Genomic DNA, 18,133 nt, shown 5'->3' on the forward strand with positions numbered 1-18,133 from the left:
GACCGCCGCCGCTCGCCCTTCCCGGCCCGCCAGGCGGCGCAGCAGGCGCGCCTGAAGCTGCCGGCCTACCCGACCACGACGATAGGCTCCTTCCCTCAGACCGCCGCGATCCGCGCCGCCCGTGCGGCCTTCAAGCGCGGCGAGCTCGACGCGGCCGGCTACCGGCAGGCGATGCGCGCCGAGATCGCGCTGGCCGTGGCCCAGCAGGAAGCGCTGGGCATCGATGTGCTGGTGCATGGCGAGGCCGAGCGCAACGATATGGTCGAGTATTTCGGCGAGCAGCTCGAAGGCTTTGCCTTCACCGCCAATGGCTGGGTGCAGTCCTATGGCTCGCGCTGCGTCAAGCCGCCGCTGCTGTATGGCGATGTCGCTCGCCCCGAGGCGATGACGGTGGACTGGACCGTCTATGCGCAAGGCCTGACCCCCAAACCGATGAAGGGCATGCTGACCGGCCCGATCACCCTCCTGCAATGGTCTTTCGTGCGCGACGACCAGCCGCGCTCGAGCACCGCGCTGCAGATCGCGCTGGCGATCCGCGACGAGGTGGCCGATCTCGAGGCCGCCGGCATCGCCATCATCCAGATCGACGAACCGGCCATCCGCGAGGGCCTGCCGCTGCGCCGCGCCCAGTGGCGAGAGTATCTGGACTGGGCCGCGCGCGCCTTCCGCATCTCGGCCAGCGCGGTGCGCGACGAGACCCAGATCCACACCCATATGTGCTATTCGGAGTTCAACGACATCCTGCCCGAGATCGCCGCGATGGATGCCGATGTGATCACCATCGAGACCAGCCGTTCGGACATGGAGCTGCTGCGCGGCTTTGGCGACTTCAAGTACCCCAACGAGATCGGCCCCGGCGTCTACGACATCCACTCGCCGCGCGTGCCGTCCAGCGCCGAGATGCTCAGGCTGATGCGCAAGGCCGCCGAGGTGATCCCGGCCCGGCAGCTCTGGGTCAACCCGGACTGCGGGCTGAAGACCCGGGCCTGGCCCGAGACCGAGGCCGCGCTGCGGCGCATGGTCGAGGCCGCGATGACACTGCGCGCCGAGCTGGCCTGAGCGCGCGCGCTCAGCTGCGCTGCAGGGTCTTCAGGCTGCGGCCGCGCCCCGGCAAGGCCTTCAGGTATTTGAAGGTGCCGGTGGCATGGGCGCAGAGCTTGCCGTCCTCGCCCAGCACCGAGCCTTCGCAGAAGGCCATCGTGGTCGAGCGGTGCAAGAGCTTGCCGATCGCGCGCAGCTCGCCCTCGCCGGGGCGCATAAAGGAGGTCTTCATCTCGATGGTCACGACGCCGGGCCCGAAGCCCGGTTGATCGCGATGGATGCTGCGCGCCGCATGGGCCATCGCCACGTCCAGCAGGGTCATGATGACCCCGCCATGGGCCACCTCCCAGGAATTCAGGTGCGCCTCCTTCAGGTCCACCCGCAGCTCGGCCTCGCCCTCGCCCATGCTGTGCAGCTCCAGCCCCAGCTGCTCGACAAAGGGGATGTGAACGGGGAATTGCAGCGGCGGCGGGGGCTTCGTAGTCATCGTCGATCAGGTTCCGTGAATGGCCGAGACACCGCCATCGACCGCCAGGATCTGGCCGGTGATGTGCTTGCCGGCGCGCGAGGCGAACAGCAGGGCGGCGCCCTTCAGGTCTTCATCATCGCCGATGCGGCGCAAGGGGGCGTGCGCGGCCAGGGTCTCCTCGCCGATGCTGGCCAGCAGGCCCTTGGTCATCTTGCTGGGGAAGAAGCCCGGCGCGATCGCGTTGACCGTGATGCCGTAAGGGCCCCATTCGCCGGCCAGCGCGCGGGTGAAGTTGACTGCCGCGCCCTTGCTGGTGTTGTAGGCGATGGTCTTCATCACCGAGGAGTTGCCCGACAGGCCGGCAATCGACGCCACATTGATGATGCGGCCATAGCGACGCGGAATCATGCTCTGCCTCGCGGCCTCCTGGCTCATCACGAAGAGGCTGCGGATGTTCAGGTTCATCACCTTGTCCCAGGCCTCGACCGGATGCTCCTCGGCCGGCGCGCCCCAGCTGGCGCCGGCGTTGTTGACCAGGATGTCGATCTGACCGAGCCGCTCCATGGTCTGCGTGACGATGCCGCGCGCCTGGGCTTCGTCGGCCGCGTCGGCGGCGATCCAGCGGGCGTCGATGCCACGGTCCTGCAGCAGGGCCACGGCCTCCTCGAGATCGGCGGCCTTGCGCGAGCTCAGCACGATCTTGGCGCCGGCCTCGCCCAGGCTCTCGGCGATCTGCAGGCCCAGGCCGCGCGAGCCACCTGTCACCAGGGCCACCTGGCCGCTCAGATCAAACAGTTCTTGGATGCGTTGTGTCATTGCTTGTGTCTCCACCAGGGTATCGCTTGAATCAGAACCAGCTGTCCCGCATCTCGCGGCACAGCGCCTCGCGGCTGCCGACCACGCCCAGCCAGGCCTCGATCTTGGGCAGCTCGTAGGCGTAGAAGTAGCGTGCGGCGGCGCGCTTGCCCTGGGCAAAGTCCGAGGGGCCTGCGGCGCTGAGGCTCAGGTCCAGCCACAGCCAGGCCAGCACCACATGGCCGAAGGCCTGCAGATAGGGCGTGGCATTGGCCAGCGCCTCCTCCGGCACACCGCTAGCCCAGGCATTCTTGGTGGCGCGGCCCAGCTTGGCGAGCGCGGCCGCCAGCTGGTTGCCCTGCTCGGCCAGCGTGGGCTGCTGCACGGCGGCCTCGATGGTGCTGTTGATGCGCGCGGCCAGCGCCAGCAGAGCCGCGCCGCCATTCATCACCACCTTGCGGCCCAGCAGGTCCAGGCCCTGGATGCCATGCGTGCCCTCGTGGATCATGTTCAGGCGGTTGTCGCGCCAGTACTGCTCGACCGGGAAGTCGCGGGTGTAGCCATAGCCGCCCAAGACCTGGATGGCCAGCGAGTTCGCTTCCAGACACCATTCGCTGGGCCAGCTCTTGGCAATCGGGATCAGCACCTCCAGCAGTTGCTTGGCTTCGGCCGCCGTCTCGGCGTCGGCGGTGTGCTGCTCATCGACCAGGCGGGCGCACAGCAGCTCCAGCGCCAGCCCGCCCTCGACATAGCTCTTCTGCGCCAGCAGCATGCGCTTCACATCCGCATGCTCGATGATGGGTCGCTGCGGCGAGGCAGCGTCCTTGCCACCAGGGCCGATGGCACGCCCCTGCGGGCGCTGGCGGGCATAGTCGAGACTGGCTTCGTAGCCGGCATAGCCCAGCATCACCGCGCCCAGACCGACGCCGATACGGGCCTCGTTCATCATATGGAACATGCACTTCAAGCCTTCGCCGGGCTGGCCCACGAGATAGCCGATCGCGCCGGACTTGCCGCCCGGCTTGAACCGACCCTCGCCGAAGTTCAGCAGGCAGTTCGTCGTGCCGCGATAGCCGAGCTTGTGGTTCAGGCCGGCCAGCGCCACATCGTTGCGCTCACCGGTCAGCTCCGCGCGCTCGTTGACCAGGTGCTTCGGGACGATGAATAGCGAGATGCCGCGCGTGCCGGGCGTCGTCTTGCCATCCGGGCCGGGGATCTTGGCCAGCACCAGATGGATGATGTTCTCGGTGATCTCGTGCTCGCCGGCCGAGATCCACATCTTGTGGCCCTTGAGGCGGTAGCGCGGACCCAGCGGGTCCTGCTCGAAGCCATCACCATCGGGCTCGGCCCGGGTCGCCACATCGGACAGCGAGGAGCCGGCCTGCGGCTCGGAGAGGCACATGGTGCCGAACCAGCGGCCGGCAAACTCGTTCCTGGCGAAGACCTCGCGCTGCAGCGCCGTGCCATGCGCCATCAGCAGATTGGCATTGCCATTGGTCAGCATCGCATAGCCGCCCATCGCGACACTGGCCTTGCTGAAAAAGGCATTGGCCGCCATCTCGATCACGCAGGGCAGCTGCATGCCGCCGAGCTCGTAGTCCTGCGCCGCAGCCAGCATGCCGGACTCGATATAGGCCTGCATCGCCGCATGGGTGCTCTCCGGCAGCCGCACGCGCTCGCCATCGAAGTGCGGCTCCTGCGTGTCGGCCAGCCGGTTGAAGGGCGCGAACTTCTCGCGGGCGATCTTCTCGCAGGTGTCGAGCACCGCATCGAAGGTCTCGCGCGAGTGCTCGGCAAAGCGCTGACGCGCGCTCAGCTCCTGGACCTTGAGCCAGTCGTAGAGCAGGAACTCCAGGGTCTGGCCCAGCGCTTGACTCTTCATCGCGCCCTCCTCGCTAATTGGCCTGGGTCACGGCCATCGTGCCCGAGGCCTTGACGCAGAGTTGGCGCTGGCCGTCGGCCGCCACCGCATAGACCTCGGCCTCGGTGAACATGATCTGCCGGCCGGGCTTGAGCACCCAGGCCTCGCAGACCAGCTTGTCGCCACGCGCGCCACGCAGCAGATTGGTCTTGAACTCGGCCGTCAAGATCCAGTGGCCGGCCGGCGTCATGGTCTGCGCGGCCGCGCCCATGCTGTGGTCGGCCAGCGAGGCCAGCACGCCGGCATGGACCACGCCGGTGTGCTGCAGATGGCGCGGCGCCAGCAGCAGCTCGGTCGTGACCCGCCCCTGCTGCACCGCCACCGGCTCGACACCCAGGTCCACCATGAAGGGTGCGCTGCGGAAGAAGCCGCGCAGGGTATCGAGGTCGATGTTCACAGCACCTCGAACACGCCGGCCGCGCCCATGCCGCCACCGATGCACATGGTCACGCACACCTTCTTGGCGCCGCGGCGTTTGCCTTCGATCAGCGCATGGCCGGTCAGGCGCTGGCCCGAGACGCCGTAGGGATGGCCCACCGCGATCGCGCCGCCGTTGACATTCAGGCGGTCCATCGGGATGCCCAAGGTGTCGGCGCAGTACAGCACCTGTACCGCGAAGGCCTCGTTCAGTTCCCACAGATCGATATCGGCCACCGTCAGGCCCAGCTTCTTCAAGACCTTGGGCACCGCGAACACCGGGCCTATGCCCATCTCGTCGGGCTCGCAGCCGGCCACCGCAAAGCCGAGGAAGCGGCCCAGCGGTTTCAGGCCATGGCTCTCGGCGTACTGCTCGCTGACCCCCACGCAGGCGCCGGCGCCGTCGCTGAACTGGCTGGCATTGCCGGCCGAGATCAGGCCGCCCGGCAGGGCCGAGCGCAGGTCCTTGATGCCGTCATAAGTCGTGCCCTCGCGCAAGCCTTCGTCGGCCGAGATCGTCACTTCCTTGCTCATCAGGCCCATCACCTTGTCGGCCACGCCCATGGTCGTCGTGACGCTGATCATCTCGTCGGCGAACTTGCCCGCCGCCTGGGCGGCGCAGGCCTTCTGCTGGCTGGCCGCGCCGTACTGGTCCATGCGCTCGCGGCCGATGCCGTAGCGCTTGGCCACCTGCTCGGCGGTCTGCAACATGCTCCAGTAGATCTCCGGCTTGTGCTTGACCAGCCAGGTATCGGCATACATATGGCGGTTCGCCTCGTTCTGCACGCAGGAGATGCTCTCGACACCGCCGGCCACATAGACATCGCCTTCGCCGGCGATGACACGCTGCGCGGCCATCGCGATGGTCTGCAGACCGGAGGAACAGAAACGGTTGACGGTGACGCCCGACACCGTGATCGGCAGACCGGCGCGCAGCACGATCTGGCGCGCGATATTGCCGCCGGTCGCGCCCTCGGGCGTCGCGCAGCCCATCAGCACATCCTCGATGGCGCCGGCCTCGATGCCGGCACGCTCGACGGCGGCCTTGACGGCATGGCCGCCCAGGGTCGCGCCATGGGTCATATTGAAGGCGCCCTTCCAGCTCTTGGCCAGCGGCGTGCGTGCGGTGGAGACGATGACTGCTTTGCTCATGATTGCAACTCGCTAGGAAGGGGGTTAGGAGAAGGACTTGCCTTCGGCCACAAGACGGGCCAGCAGCGGCGCCGGCTCCCAGAACTTCGCGTCGTCCAGCGGGTTCTTGGCAAAGCGCTTCATCGCCTGCACGACATTGAACAGGCCCACGGTGTCGGCATAGCACATCGGGCCGCCGCGCCACAGCGGGAAGCCGTAGCCGGTCAGGTAGACCATGTCCACGTCCGAGGCGCGCTGGGCAATGCCCTCTTCCAGCAGATGGGCGGCCTCGTTGACCAGCGCGAAGACCAGGCGATGCACGATCTCCTCATCGCTGATCTGGCGCGGCACGATGCCCAACGCCGCGCGGTGCTTGTCCAGCATCTCGGCCACCACCGGTGACGGGATCGCGTCGCGCTTGCCCGTCTGGTAGTCATACCAGCCGGCCTGCGTCTTCTGGCCGTAGCGGCACAGCTCGCAGAGCAGATCGGCGCTCTTGGAGTAGCGCAGATGCGGCTTCTCCTGGTAGCGGCGCTTGCGGATGGCCCAGCCGATATCGTTGCCGGCCAGATCGCCCATGCGGAAGGGGCCCATCGCAAAGCCGAACTTCTCGGCCGCCTTGTCGACCTGGGCCGGCGAGCAGCCCTCATCGAGCAGGAAGCCGGCCTGGCGGCTGTACTGCTCGATCATGCGGTTACCGATGAAGCCGTCGCAGACGCCCGAGACCACGGCCGTCTTCTTGATCTTCTTGGCCAGCTGCATCACGGTGGCCAGCACATCCTTGGCCGTGGCCGCGCCGCGCACGACCTCCAGCAGCTTCATCACATTGGCCGGGCTGAAGAAGTGCATGCCCACGACATCTTGCGGGCGCTTGGTGAAGTTCGCGATCTTGTTGACGTCCAAGGTCGAGGTGTTCGAGGCCAGGATCGCACCGGGCTTCATCACCTCGTCGAGCTGCTTGAACACCGCCTCCTTGACACTCAACTCCTCGAACACCGCCTCGATGACCAGATCGGCGCTGCCGATGTCGGCGTAGTTCAAGGTGGTGCTCAGCAGGGCCATGCGCTGCTGGTACTTGTCTTCCTTCAGCTTGCCCTTCTTGACCTGGGCCTCGTAGTTCTTCTTGATCGTGGCCACGCCCCGATCCAGCGCTTCCTGCTTGGTCTCCAGGATGGTGACCGGGATGCCCGCGTTCAGGAAGTTCATCGAGATGCCGCCACCCATCGTGCCGGCACCGATCACCGCGACCTTCTCGATCTTGCGAGCGGGCGTGTCCTCGGGCACATCGGCGATCTTGCTGGCGGCGCGCTCGGCGAAGAAGGCGTGTCGCAAGGCCTTGGATTCCGGTGTCAGCATCAGCGCGGCAAAGCCCTCGCGCTCGGCCTTCATGCCGTCCTCGAATTTCATCTTGACCGAGGCCGCCACCGCTTCCAGGCAGCGCAGCGGCGCCGGGAAGTTCCGGCTCTGTCCGCCAACCATATTGCGGGCGAACTGGAAGTAGGCCTCCGGGTCGGCATGGCGGGCTTTCAGCTCGCGCACCTTGGGCAGCGGACGCTTGTCGGCCACCTCCTGCGCAAAGGCGATCGCGCCTTCAAGCAGATCGCCCTCGATGATCTTCTGGAACAGCTGCTGCCCCGGCACCTGGGCCAGCAGCTCGCTGGCGACCGGCTCGCCACTGACGATCATATTCAGCGCGGGCTCGACCCCCAGCGCGCGCGGCAGGCGCTGCGTACCGCCGGCACCGGGCAGCAGGCCCAGCTTCACTTCCGGCAGCGCGATCTTGGCACCCGGCGAGGCAACGCGGTAATGGCAGCCCAGCGACAACTCAAGGCCGCCGCCCATGCAGACCGTGTGGATCGCGGCCACCACCGGCTTGCTGCAGTTCTCGACCACGGCGATCAGGCTCAGCAGGTTGGGCTCGGCCAGCGCCTTGGGGCTGCCGAACTCCTTGATGTCGGCGCCGCCCGAAAAGGCCTTGCCGGCCCCGGTGATCACGATGGCCTGCACGGCCGCATCGTTCTCGGCCTGCTCGATGCCGGCGGCGGTGGCCTTGCGGGTGTCATAGCCCAATCCGTTGACCGGCGGGTTGCTCAAGGTGATCACGGCGACATTGCCGCGGACTTCGTAAGTAGCTGTCATGCTGACCTCTTGCTCGGGGTGATCGGGGCTGGAATACAAATAGAACGGTCGTTCGATTCTAGGCATGTGCCCCGACGATGATCTGTCCCTGTCGTGACAAAGTGCTTTGGGGGCTTGCCGCGCCTGTGCTTACAATGCAGGCCGACGCCATCGAAACATCGACGACGTCACCGCCGATTTACCAACTACTTGCGGGCGGACTACAAATGCGGCTAAAGCGTTGCGGCTCCGCTGCCCCGGGACCGGCAAACGCCGGTGACACCCATGGGCAGCGGAGTTTTTTCGTCATGCATGAACTGGCCAGCTTTGATCGCCTGATCGCTCGCTCCCATCCGAGCCTGAGCCCCTTGAACAAGCCCGCCGCGCGCCTGCTGCGCGACCCCGAGGGTCAGGTCGTGAGCACGCTCGCCAGCGGCCCGGATCTGGCTCGCCGCATTCTGTTCGCCGCCCATCGCGTCGCCGCCGGCGACTGGCTGGGCCTGCTGGCCGACGAGAACCGGGCCCGTGGCCTGCAGCAGGCCTGGCGTCTGGCCCTGCTGCGCGCCGAGCGCCACGGCCAGCCCCGCACCCTGCGCGATGGCGGCCCGCTGTGGCTCAGCCCCGCCCTGCCCGGCCGCCCCGGTCTGGCCCCGGCCCTGCTGCGCCAGCAGGCCGAGGCGCTGGCGCTGCGCCAGCTGTGGCAGCAGGGCTGGCGCTGGTAAGCAGCGCTAGGGTATGTCCCGGGCTGGATCGGCGCAAATTACAACACCGCCTCCGAGCCTGCGAACGGCATCGCCAGGGTAGATTCAGGCATGGGCGACCCATGCGTCGCTCGCGGACTGGATGAACGCTAGCGATGAATGGCACTGTACCCAGCGATGTGGATCTGGCCCTGCTCGATGCCGCCTATGCCCGCAAGCCCTTGAATGTCGGCATGACGCTGGCCGTCACGCTGGCGATGGGGCTGCTGCTGTGGCCGGTGCTGGCGCCCCAGGCGCTGCTTGCGGGCTGTGCGGCTTTGCTGGCGAGCTCGCTGTGGGGGCATCTGGAATGCAGCGCCTATCGTCGCGCGGCGCTGGGCCTGTCGAATCTGCGGCGCTGGCAGCGGCTGTTTGCGCTGCAATCGGCTGCAGCCGGGCTGGCCTGGTCGGTCGCGCCGGTGCTGACGATGGCGACACGGCCCGACGGGGACAGCCTGGCACTGTTCGTCGGCATTTTGCTGGGGGTCAGTGCGGTCGCGATGAATTCGATGGCCGGGCAGCGCGCGGGCATGTTCGCCTTCCTGCTCGGCACGCTGCTGCCGACCGGCCTCGTTGCCGGCCTGGCCGACGCGCCGGCCCAGCGGCTGGTGGCCCTGGTGCTGGCCAGCGCCCTGCTCGCGCTGCTGGTGGTCGGCCACCAGTCGCATCTGGCGCTGCGCCGCCTGATCGAGACCGGGATGCGGCTGCAGGCCAATCTGGACGCCTCGCACGATGCCGTCGTGGGCATGGACGACGGTGGCCGCATCACCGACTGGAATCGCCGCGCCGCCGAGCTGTTCGGCTGGACTTCAGTGGAAGCCATCGGGCGCATGCTGGACAGCACCATCATCCCCGAGCGCATGCGCGAAGCCCACAGGCAAGGCCTGGCACGCTATCTGGCCACGGGCGTGCCGCGTGTCATGCACAGGCGCGTCGAATTGCCGGCGCTGCACCGCGATGGCCGCGAGTTCCTCGTCGAGATCGCGCTGAGCCCGCTGGGCAGCGGGCCCGCCCGCAGCTTCACCGCCTTCCTCACCGACATCTCCGAACGCAAGGCTGCGCAGGAGAGGCTGGCGCTGTTCCGGCGGGTGTTCGATGCCAGCACCCAGATGATCAGCATCGTCGACGGCGAGGGCTACGCGGTCTATCAGAACCAGGCACACCAGGCCGGCCTGGGCTATCGCGACGAGGAGATCATCGGCCAACACTTCTCGCTGACGGTGGCTCCCGAGGCCCTGGCCGCCTTTCGTGCCGAGATCGGCGTGGCGATGCGCAACGGCCTCAGCTGGACGGGCCAGTTGCTGCTGCAGCGCAAGGACGGCAGCCGCTTCATCGCCAGCAAGCACATCGGCTTCATCAAGGACGAGCAGGGCCGCGTGCAGTACGCCTTTGACATCTTCTACGACTTCAGCCCGGAACTGGCCCGGCGCGAGGAACTGGCGGGCGCCAAGGAGACGGCCGAGCGCGCCAGCATGGCCAAGTCCGACTTTCTGTCGAGCATGAGCCACGAGCTGCGCACGCCGATGAACGCGATCCTCGGCTTCGCCCAGATCCTCCAGTACGATGGCTCGCTGCAAGCCAGGCAGCTTGATCAGGTGCAGGAGATCCTGCGGGCCGGCCGGCATCTGCTGGATCTGGTCAACGAGGTGCTGGACCTGGCCAAGATCGAGTCCGGCCATCTGCAACTGGCGCTGGAGCCGGTCCCGCTGGCCGCCGTGGTCGACGACTGCGTGCAGCTGATGCAAGCGCTGGCCGCGCCGCGCCATATCGAGCTGGAGGCCCAGCTGCCGCTTGACGCCGAGCTGCATGCCGATCGCACCCGCGTCAAGCAGATCCTGCTGAACCTGCTGTCGAACGCCATCAAGTACAACCGCGACGGCGGCAGCGTGCGGCTGACGGCCGAGCCGGCGCGCCGCAGGCGCTGGCGCATCAGCATCAGTGATACCGGGCGGGGTCTGTCGACGCAACAGATCGACCAGTTGTTCCAGCCCTTCAACCGCCTGGGCGCCGAGCAGGGCAGCATCGAAGGCACCGGCATCGGTCTGACCATCACGCGCCGGCTGACCGAGCTGATGGGCGGCAGCGTCGGCGTGCAGAGCACGCTCGGCGAGGGCTCGACCTTCTGGCTCGAGCTGCCAAGCCGCTCACGGCCGACGCCGGCCACCACAGAGCCGCCTGCGGCAGCGGCCATGCCCGCCGTGCCGCTGCCCAGCCACAGCGTGCTCTGCATCGATGACAACCCCGTCAATCTGCGCCTGCTGGAGCAGCTGCTGACGCTGCGGCCCCAGATCCAGGTGCTGACGACCAGCAGCCCCGCCCAAGGCCTGGCGCTAACCTCGGCGCAGCGACCGTCGCTGATACTGCTGGACATCCACATGCCCGAGATGGACGGCTATGCGGTGCTGGCCGCGCTGCGCGCCGACCCGGATCTTCAATCCATCCCGGTGGTCGCCGTCAGCGCCAGTGCGATGCCGCAGGACATCGAACGCGGGCGCGCCGCAGGCTTCAACGACTACCTGACCAAGCCGCTGGATCTGGGCAATTTTCTGCATGTCGTCGACCGCTGGCTGAGCCGATAGCCATCCCCGCCGGCGGCGATCAGTACAAGCGCACCGCCATATCGAAGCGCCAGGTCCGGCGGATCTCGATCACATCGAACTCGCGCGCCAGGGCCGGCGGGAAGGCCGGGTAATTGGCCTGGCTCTCGACGATGCGCCTGACGGCCGCGTCAATCGCCGGCACCCCGCTGGAGCGCACAAAGCTCACCGACTCCACCGAGCCATCGCTGCGGACGGCCACCGTCACCAGCGGCTCGGCATGCGGCTGCCTGGCCGCCTCGCGCACCAGCTCGAAGGTCTGGTTGAGTTCTATCTTGCGGCTCCAGGCCTCGGCATAGAGCACCAACTCCGCATTGGCATCGCTGCGCCCGAACAGCCGGCCGCGGCGGATGCTGCTGGCCGAGGGCGGCAGCCGCGCGGCGATGGCGTCGCGCCGGGCGGCCTCTTCGTCGAGCTGGCGGCCGATCGCCCGCAGCCGCTCTTCGCGCTGTGCTTCGGCCTGGGCCTTGGCCTGGGCAGCCGCCAGCCGCGCGGCGTCCTGGCGGGCCATCTCATCACGCGCCGCCTGCTCAGCCTCTTTCACAACCGCAGCCTGGCGTGCCGTCGCCTGGCGCTGAGCCTCGATGCGAGCGGACTCCTGCCTCAAGACCTCCTCCTGGCGCGCAGCCTCCTGCCGCGCCGCCTCTTGTCTGGCGGCCGCCTGCTGCTCGGCCTCCGCCCGCCGCGCCATGGCTTGCGCCTCGCGCTTCTGGGTCTCCAGGCGCTCAGCCTCCAGGCGAGCGGACTCTTGCCGCGCGGCGGCCTGCCGAATGGCTTCCTGGCGCAGGGCCTCGGCCCGCAGTGCGTCCTGCCGGGCTGCTTCCTGGCGAGCTGCTTCCTGGCGTGCCGCCTCCTGCCGCGCGGCTTCCAGCCTGGCCTCCAACTCCTGGGCCACTCGTCCCCCGACGCGATCCAGCACGGCCAACTCCGGTGCGCGCGTCGCGGCCATCGCGTCGACGGGCACCGGTGCCGCCATCGTGGTGGCCGCACGCAGCTCGCGGGTCTGCGGGCTGGAGGCACTGGGTGCCACCGCGATGGCCGGCAGCAGCGGCAGCGTCGCCGGCACGGCCGGCAAGGCCCAGGAGGTGTGATCAGGCCGCAGCGCGCGGATCACGTCGGGCGGTGCAAGAAGGGTCGGCGGGATCGGCTCGGCAGCGGCGGCAGGCTCATCGGGGCTGGGGTCGGCCACAGGCGGCTCCGCCGACATCATCGCTTCGGGCGCCATCAGCGACAGGCTGGCGACTTCCGCCACCGTCTGCTGTGGGGCCGGCGCGGGCAATTCGGGCGACGCCGGCTCAGGAGCTGCGGCAGGTTCAGGGGCCGGCTCCGCAGCTTCGGCCGGCGCAGCCACGGGCGCTGCCGCCTGCGGCGCCTGGGTCAGCACGACGCGCAAGTCCGGCGCCTCGGCGCGCCGCTCCTGCCAGGGGAAGACCAGACCCGGCAGCCCCGGCCCGTCAACGCCGGAGCTCAGGCTCAACAGCAGCGCATGGATCAGCAGGGAGAGCCCCAGCGCCGTCATCCGGCGCCTGCGTTCAGCCCTCATGCGCCGGGGCAGCCGGCGGCACCGGATGGCATGGCCCGGCGACCATGGCGGTAGCAAAGCAAGTCGTAGGCGGTCGGGGTCTGCATCCGCCCTATTGTCTTATCCAAAGCGCCTGAGATTGGCGGATCGGCGGGGTCAGGTCTTTCCCCAGGGCCGACGGCCGGAGCCTCACACCTCCAACCACTCCTTGCGGATATAGGCATTCCCGCGCAGATCCGCTGGTGTGCCCTCGAACACGATGCGGCCGTGGCCCATCACATAGCAGCGCTCGGAGATTTCCATTGCGATGGCCAGCTTCTGCTCGACCAGCAGCACGGCGATGCCGCGGCGCTTGAGTTCCTTCAGGTATTCGGCCACCAGTTCGACGATCTTGGGGGCCAGGCCTTCGGTAGGCTCGTCGATCATGATCAGGTCGGGGTCGCCCATCAGCGTGCGGCACAGCGTCAGCATCTGCTGCTCGCCGCCGGATAGCACGCCGGCCTCGGTGTGCTGGCGCTCCTTCAGGCGCGGAAACATGCCGTACATATCGTCGAAGCCCCAGCGCGGCGTTTTCGCGCCGGACTTCTGACCCAGCAGCAGGTTCTGGTGCACGGTCAGCTTAGGGAAGATGTCGCGGTTCTCGGGCACATAGCCTATGCCTTGATGGGCGATCTCATAGGCCTTTTTCCCCAGCAACTCCTTGCCGCCGAACTGGATCGAGCCCGTGCCGTCGACCTGGCCCATGATGGTCTTGACCGTGGTCGAGCGGCCCGAGCCGTTGCGGCCCAAGAGACTGACGATCTCGCCGGGGCGCACCTCCATGCTGACGCCGTGCAGCACATGGCTCTTGCCGTAGAAGGCGTGGACGTTGTCGAGTTTGAGCGCGCGGGTCATGCCGGCACTCCCGCGGCGGCCTGCTGCTCGGCCAGCACCGAACCCAGATAGGCCTCCTGAACCCGCGCGTTCGCGCGCACCGCCTCAGGCGTGTCGAAGGCGATCACCTCGCCATAGACCAGCACCGCGATCTTGTCGGCCAGGCCGAACACCACACCCATATCGTGCTCCACGGTCAGCAGCGTCTTGCCCTCGGTGACCTCGCGGATCAGCTGGATGAAGCGCTTGGTCTCGCTCTTACTCATGCCGGCGGTCGGCTCGTCGAGCAGCACCACCTCGGCGCCGCCGGCGATCGTGATGCCGATCTCCAGCGCGCGCGCCTCGGCATAGGTCAGATTGGTGGCCAGCACATCGCGCTTCTTGTCCAGCTTGATCATCTCCAGCACCCGGTCGGCACGGTCATTGGCATCGTCCAGATCGGCCAGGAATTTCCAGAAGGCATAGCGATAGCCCATGCTCCACAGCACCGCGCAGCGGATGTTCTCGAACACCGACAGCCGCGTGAACAGATTGGACACCTGGAAGCTGCGCGACAGGCCCAGGCGGCTGATCTCATAAGGCTTGCGGCCATCGATGCGGGCGCCGTTGAGCCGGATCTCGCCGCTGCTGGGCGCGAAGCGGCCGCTGATCAGATTGAACAGCGTGCTCTTGCCGGCACCGTTCGGACCGATGATGGCGATGCGCTCGCCGGGACGCACCTGCAGCTGCGCGCCACGGATGATCTCGCTCTTGCCGAAGCGCTTGTGCACATCCAGCAGCTCCAACGCGAATTCGCTCTTGCTCACAGGCTCTCCCGGCGCTTGATCTCTTTTTCGATCTCTTCCTGGGTCTGGTCCCATTCGCGCTTGAACTGCCGGCGCGACAGCTCAAACAGACCCAGGCCCACCAGCAGCAGCATCGCGGCGCCAAACCAGGCATCGATGCGCTCGCTGTTCAGGCTCACGCCCATGAAGCTCAGCTCCGGGCCCAACGCGGCATTGAGCTGCCAGTGATAGAGCATCTCCACCATCGCCGCCGCGCCGATCAGCATGGCCAGCGCGGTGCCGCCCAGGGCCAGATAGGAGGTCCAGAGCCGGCCCAGCTTGCCGAAGGCCGCGACGCGCAGATTCATCATGATCAGCGCCGCAAAGCCGCCCGGCGCATACATCACCATGAACAGGAAGATCAGGCCCAGATAGAGCAGCCAGGCCGAGGTCAGCTCGGACAGCAGCACGCCCGCCAGCACCATCAGCACCGCGCCGATGATGGGGCCGAAGAAGAAGGTGGCGCCGCCCAGAAAGGTGAACAGCAGATAGGCGCCCGAGCGCAGCGCCCCCACCACCTCGGCCGTGACGATCTCGAAATTGATCGCGCCCAGGCCGCCGGCAATCCCGGCGAAGAAACCCGAGATCATGAAGGCCAGAAAGCGCACCCACTGCGTGTCGTAGCCGATGAACTCGACACGCTCGGGGTTGTCGCGCACGGCGTTGAGCATGCGGCCCAGCGGTGTGCGGGTCAGCGCGAACAGCGCCGCGGTGCAGACAAAGCAGTAGACCGCGATCAGGTAGTAGACCTGGATCTGCGGCCCGAACGTGATGCCCATCACCGGCTTGCCGACCACGCGGTTGCCGCTGATGCCGCCCTCGCCGCCGAAGAACTCGGGCAGCATCAGCGACATCGACCAGATCAGCTCGCCCAGGCCCAGCGTGATCATCGCGAAGGGCGTGCCCGACTTCTTGGTCGAGACATAGCCGAACAGCGCCGCGAAGAACAGGCCCGCCAGCCCGCCGACCAGCGGGATCAGGCTGACCGGCACAGTCCAGGCGCCGGCCGAGACCTGGTTCAGCGTGTGGATGGCCAGAAAGGACCCCAGGCCGCTGTAGACCGCATGGCCGAAGCTCAGCATGCCACCCTGGCCCAGCAAGAGGTTGTAGGCCAGGCAGGCGATGATGCCTATGCCCATCTGCGACAGCATAGTGTGGGACAGGCCCGAGGTCCAGATCAGCGGCGACACCAGCAGCACCAGGGCATAAAGACCCCAGATGATCCAGCGGCCGACGTTGTAGGGCTTGAAGTGGTAGTGGGGGCCCGAGGCGCGTGTGCGTGTCGTCATCTCATTCGTCTCGCGTGCCCATCAAGCCCTTGGGGCGGAAGATCAGGATCAGCACCATCAGCAGATAAGGCAGGATGGGCGCCACCTGGGCCAGGCTCAGTTTCAGCACCGGGTAGCCCCAGGTGTCGGGGCCCAGCTTGAACAGTGTGGCCAGCGAGCCGTCGACGGTCAGCGGCAGGGTCTGCAGCAGGCCGATCAGGATGGATCCGACAAAGGCGCCGGCCAGCGAGCCAACCCCGCCGACCACCACGACCACGAAGATGATGGAGCCGACGATGACGGCCATCGAGGGCTCGGTGACGAAGGTGATGCCGCCGATCACGCCGGCCAGCGCCGCCAGCGCGCAGCCGCTGCCGAACACCAGCATGAAGACGCGCGGCACGTTGTGACCCAGCGCCTCGACCATCTCGGGATGCTTCAGCGCAGCCTGGATCACCAGGCCGATGCGGGTGCGGGTCAAGAGCAGCCACAGCGCCACCAGCATCGCCAGGGCCACCAGCATCATGAAGGCGCGGGTCAGCGGAAACTTGGAACAGATCACGCCGGCCGCGCTGCACACGCCGGCGCCGGCCTCGCCCAGCGCGAAGCTCAGGCCGCTGGCGGGGTTCTGGATGAAGGTGAAGGCCGGGCCCTGCAGCTCGGGCGGCGGCGAGAACGGCACCGCCGTGCGGCCCCAGATCAGCTGCACCAGCTCCAGGATCAGATAGGACAGGCCGAAGGTGATCAAAAGCTCGGGCACATGGCCGAACTTGTGCACCCGGCGCAGCGCCATGCGCTCGAAGCCCGCGCCGATCAGGCCCACCAGCAGCGGCGCCAGCAGCAGGGCCGGCCAGAAGCCCAAGAGGCCCACCAGGGTGTAGGCGATATAGGCACCCAGCATATAGAAGCTGGCATGGGCAAAGTTCAGCACGCCCATCATGCTGAAGATCAGCGTCAGGCCGGAGCTGAGCATGAACAGCAGCAGCCCGGAGGACAGGCCGTTCAGCAGATTGATCAGGAATTGGTCCACAGGATCTCGCCAATGCAGGGCATCTCAGGGCATCTCAGGAAAGGGGCCACCCCAAGGATGGCCCCGCCAGGATCGGCGCCAGAATCTGCGCCAAGCGCCACGCCTACTCAGGACGGCCGCTTCATCTCGCAGGAGGTCGGCGTGCTCGACACATAGGGCTCGAAGGTGCGCACCGGCACAAAGGTCATGCCGGTCTTCTCGGGGCTGTAGGTGTTCTTCGCATCGGTCTTCTGCCAGACCGACAGATACAGGGTCTGCTGCAGCTGGTGGTCGGTCTTGCGCATCTCGACCTCGCCATTGAAGCTCTTGGTCTTCATGCCCTCCAGCACCGCGGCCACCTTGACCGGATCGGTGCTCTTGGCCTTGGCGAAGGCCTCACCCAGCAGGGTGTAGATATGGATCACGCTGCCGGTGTAGAAGTCCGAGTTGAACTTGTCCTGGAACTCCTTTTGCCACTTGGACATCTGGCCGCCCATGTTGTAGTGGTTGTAGGAGATCTGGTAGACGCGGCCGGCCGAGCCGGTGCCCAAGGCCGTGGGTGTGCCGGTGACGCCGGCGTAGTAGGTGAAGAACTTGCCGTTGTAGCCGGCCTCGTTGGCGGCTTTGACCAGCAGGGCCAGGTCCGAGCCCCAGTTGCCGGTGATCACGGTGTCGGCGCCGCTGGCCTTGATCTTGGCCACATAGGGCGCGAAGTCACGCACCGCGGCCAGCGGGTGCAGGTCCTCGCCGGCGATCTTCACATCGGGGCGCTTGCGGGCCAGCATTTCCTTGGCGTAGCGCGCCACCTGGTGGCCGTGGGCATAGTTCTGGTTCAGCAGGAAGACGCTCTTGATATCGGGCTGGTCCTTCATGAAGGTGGTCATCGCCTCCATCTTCATCGAGGTGTCGGCGTCAGTGCGGAAATGCCAGTAGCTGCACTTGCTATTGGTCAGGTCGGGGTCGACGGCCGAGTGGTTCAGGTACAGCACCTCCTTGCCGGGATTGCGCTCGTTGTGCTTGTTGACCGCATCGATGATGGCCAGCGCCGCGCCCGAGCCATTGCCCTGGGTCACATAGCGCACGCCCTGGTCGATGGCGGACTTCAGCGCGTTCAGCGACTCGGCCGGGCTCAGCTTGTTGTCGATCGCGATGATCTCGAACTTGACGCCGGCCGGATTGCTGGCGTTGAACTTCTCGGCAAAGAACTGGAAGCTCTTGACCTGGTTCTGCCCCACCGGCGCCATCAGGCCGGACAAGGGATCGATCCAGGCAATCTTGACCGTCTCGCCCTTTTGCGCGAGCGCTGCGGAGCCGGCCAGCACCAGGGCGGCCGCTGCGGTGAACTTCAGGACGTGCTTGCTGCTGTACATCGTTGTCTCCTTTGTGGTTTGCAAGGCGTGTAGAGCTT

General features: G+C 67.2%; 15 protein-coding genes. 3 read left to right on the top strand and 12 right to left on the bottom strand.

From position 1 onward, the window contains the following. Window positions 1-1,059: 5-methyltetrahydropteroyltriglutamate--homocysteine S-methyltransferase (gene metE / locus PO768_RS02665; protein ID WP_272644785.1), on the top strand; the 1,059-nt coding region annotated here is incomplete at its 5' end. A 10-nt stretch (window positions 1,060-1,069) separates the two neighbouring features. On the opposite strand, the gene PO768_RS02670 is transcribed toward metE, so the two are convergent. Genes PO768_RS02670 through PO768_RS02695 form a run of 6 tightly spaced genes read right to left on the bottom strand, consistent with a single transcriptional unit; the run spans window position 1,070 to window position 7,913 of the window. Next, a complete protein-coding gene (locus tag PO768_RS02670; RefSeq protein WP_272644786.1) occupies window positions 1,070-1,528 on the bottom strand; it encodes a PaaI family thioesterase in 459 nt (152 codons plus the stop codon). A gap of 6 nt (window positions 1,529-1,534) precedes the next feature. Then, complete coding sequence (locus PO768_RS02675) at window positions 1,535-2,326, bottom strand: SDR family oxidoreductase (protein WP_272644787.1); 792 nt, start codon at window positions 2,324-2,326, stop codon at window positions 1,535-1,537. 31 nt (window positions 2,327-2,357) lie between these two features. Further along, window positions 2,358-4,187: an acyl-CoA dehydrogenase gene (locus PO768_RS02680; protein WP_272644788.1), complete on the bottom strand. Its 1,830-nt coding sequence runs from the start codon at window positions 4,185-4,187 to the stop codon at window positions 2,358-2,360. 13 nt (window positions 4,188-4,200) lie between these two features. Continuing rightward, on the bottom strand, window positions 4,201-4,623 hold the full coding sequence (locus PO768_RS02685; RefSeq protein WP_272644789.1) for a PaaI family thioesterase: 423 nt from the start codon (window positions 4,621-4,623) through the stop codon (window positions 4,201-4,203). Next, entirely contained in the window at window positions 4,620-5,795 is a 1,176-nt protein-coding gene (locus PO768_RS02690; RefSeq protein WP_272644790.1) for an acetyl-CoA C-acyltransferase, read from the bottom strand. Before PO768_RS02690 ends, PO768_RS02685 begins: the two co-directional genes overlap by 4 nt. Before the next feature lie 24 nt (window positions 5,796-5,819). Then, complete coding sequence (locus tag PO768_RS02695) at window positions 5,820-7,913, bottom strand: 3-hydroxyacyl-CoA dehydrogenase NAD-binding domain-containing protein (RefSeq protein WP_272644791.1); 2,094 nt, start codon at window positions 7,911-7,913, stop codon at window positions 5,820-5,822. 287 nt (window positions 7,914-8,200) lie between these two features. On the opposite strand from PO768_RS02695, the gene PO768_RS02700 reads away from it, so the two are divergent. Continuing rightward, on the top strand, window positions 8,201-8,614 hold the full coding sequence (locus PO768_RS02700; RefSeq protein ID WP_262969785.1) for a hypothetical protein: 414 nt from the start codon (window positions 8,201-8,203) through the stop codon (window positions 8,612-8,614). 134 nt (window positions 8,615-8,748) lie between these two features. Further along, the gene (locus PO768_RS02705; RefSeq protein ID WP_272644792.1) at window positions 8,749-11,211 is read left to right on the top strand and encodes a PAS domain-containing hybrid sensor histidine kinase/response regulator; all 2,463 of its coding nucleotides are present in this window, start codon (window positions 8,749-8,751) and stop codon (window positions 11,209-11,211) included. Between the two features lie 19 nt (window positions 11,212-11,230). On the opposite strand, the gene PO768_RS02710 is transcribed toward PO768_RS02705, so the two are convergent. The 6 genes from PO768_RS02710 to PO768_RS02735 all read right to left on the bottom strand — a co-directional run bounded on the left by PO768_RS02710 (window position 11,231) and on the right by PO768_RS02735 (window position 18,095). Continuing rightward, window positions 11,231-12,772 carry a TonB family protein gene (locus PO768_RS02710; RefSeq protein ID WP_272644793.1) on the bottom strand — a complete coding sequence of 514 codons (1,542 nt, stop codon included), beginning with the start codon at window positions 12,770-12,772 and terminating at the stop codon, window positions 11,231-11,233. 168 nt (window positions 12,773-12,940) lie between these two features. Next, window positions 12,941-13,645 carry an ABC transporter ATP-binding protein gene (locus PO768_RS02715; RefSeq protein ID WP_269838854.1) on the bottom strand — a complete coding sequence of 235 codons (705 nt, stop codon included), beginning with the start codon at window positions 13,643-13,645 and terminating at the stop codon, window positions 12,941-12,943. Continuing rightward, complete coding sequence (locus tag PO768_RS02720) at window positions 13,642-14,430, bottom strand: ABC transporter ATP-binding protein (RefSeq protein WP_432767395.1); 789 nt, start codon at window positions 14,428-14,430, stop codon at window positions 13,642-13,644. The genes PO768_RS02715 and PO768_RS02720 overlap by 4 nt, the downstream gene beginning before the upstream one ends. Next, window positions 14,427-15,737, bottom strand: a complete 1,311-nt coding sequence (locus PO768_RS02725; RefSeq protein ID WP_272644794.1) for a branched-chain amino acid ABC transporter permease — start codon at window positions 15,735-15,737, stop codon at window positions 14,427-14,429. The genes PO768_RS02720 and PO768_RS02725 overlap by 4 nt, the downstream gene beginning before the upstream one ends. 1 nt (window position 15,738) lies before the next feature. Then, window positions 15,739-16,689 carry a branched-chain amino acid ABC transporter permease gene (locus PO768_RS02730; protein ID WP_440402511.1) on the bottom strand — a complete coding sequence of 317 codons (951 nt, stop codon included), beginning with the start codon at window positions 16,687-16,689 and terminating at the stop codon, window positions 15,739-15,741. A 164-nt stretch (window positions 16,690-16,853) separates the two neighbouring features. Beyond that, on the bottom strand, window positions 16,854-18,095 hold the full coding sequence (locus PO768_RS02735; protein WP_137944582.1) for a branched-chain amino acid ABC transporter substrate-binding protein: 1,242 nt from the start codon (window positions 18,093-18,095) through the stop codon (window positions 16,854-16,856). Between the last annotated feature and the right edge of the window lie 38 nt (window positions 18,096-18,133).

The organism is Paucibacter sp. XJ19-41, from assembly GCF_028462495.1.
Taxonomy (GTDB): Bacteria; Pseudomonadota; Gammaproteobacteria; order Burkholderiales; family Burkholderiaceae_C; genus Roseateles_E.

Coding starts and splice junctions, on each gene's coding strand:
- PO768_RS02700 (WP_262969785.1), top strand. CDS start 8,201: ATGCATGAACTGGCCAGCTTTGATCGCCTGATCGCTCGCTCCCATCCG.
- PO768_RS02675 (WP_272644787.1), bottom strand. CDS start 2,326: ATGACACAACGCATCCAAGAACTGTTTGATCTGAGCGGCCAGGTGGCC.
- PO768_RS02705 (WP_272644792.1), top strand. CDS start 8,749: ATGAATGGCACTGTACCCAGCGATGTGGATCTGGCCCTGCTCGATGCC.
- PO768_RS02715 (WP_269838854.1), bottom strand. CDS start 13,645: ATGACCCGCGCGCTCAAACTCGACAACGTCCACGCCTTCTACGGCAAG.
- PO768_RS02670 (WP_272644786.1), bottom strand. CDS start 1,528: ATGACTACGAAGCCCCCGCCGCCGCTGCAATTCCCCGTTCACATCCCC.
- PO768_RS02710 (WP_272644793.1), bottom strand. CDS start 12,772: ATGAGGGCTGAACGCAGGCGCCGGATGACGGCGCTGGGGCTCTCCCTG.
- PO768_RS02735 (WP_137944582.1), bottom strand. CDS start 18,095: ATGTACAGCAGCAAGCACGTCCTGAAGTTCACCGCAGCGGCCGCCCTG.
- PO768_RS02680 (WP_272644788.1), bottom strand. CDS start 4,187: ATGAAGAGTCAAGCGCTGGGCCAGACCCTGGAGTTCCTGCTCTACGAC.
- PO768_RS02730 (WP_440402511.1), bottom strand. CDS start 16,689: ATGCTCAGCTCCGGCCTGACGCTGATCTTCAGCATGATGGGCGTGCTG.
- PO768_RS02725 (WP_272644794.1), bottom strand. CDS start 15,737: ATGACGACACGCACACGCGCCTCGGGCCCCCACTACCACTTCAAGCCC.
- PO768_RS02690 (WP_272644790.1), bottom strand. CDS start 5,795: ATGAGCAAAGCAGTCATCGTCTCCACCGCACGCACGCCGCTGGCCAAG.
- PO768_RS02695 (WP_272644791.1), bottom strand. CDS start 7,913: ATGACAGCTACTTACGAAGTCCGCGGCAATGTCGCCGTGATCACCTTG.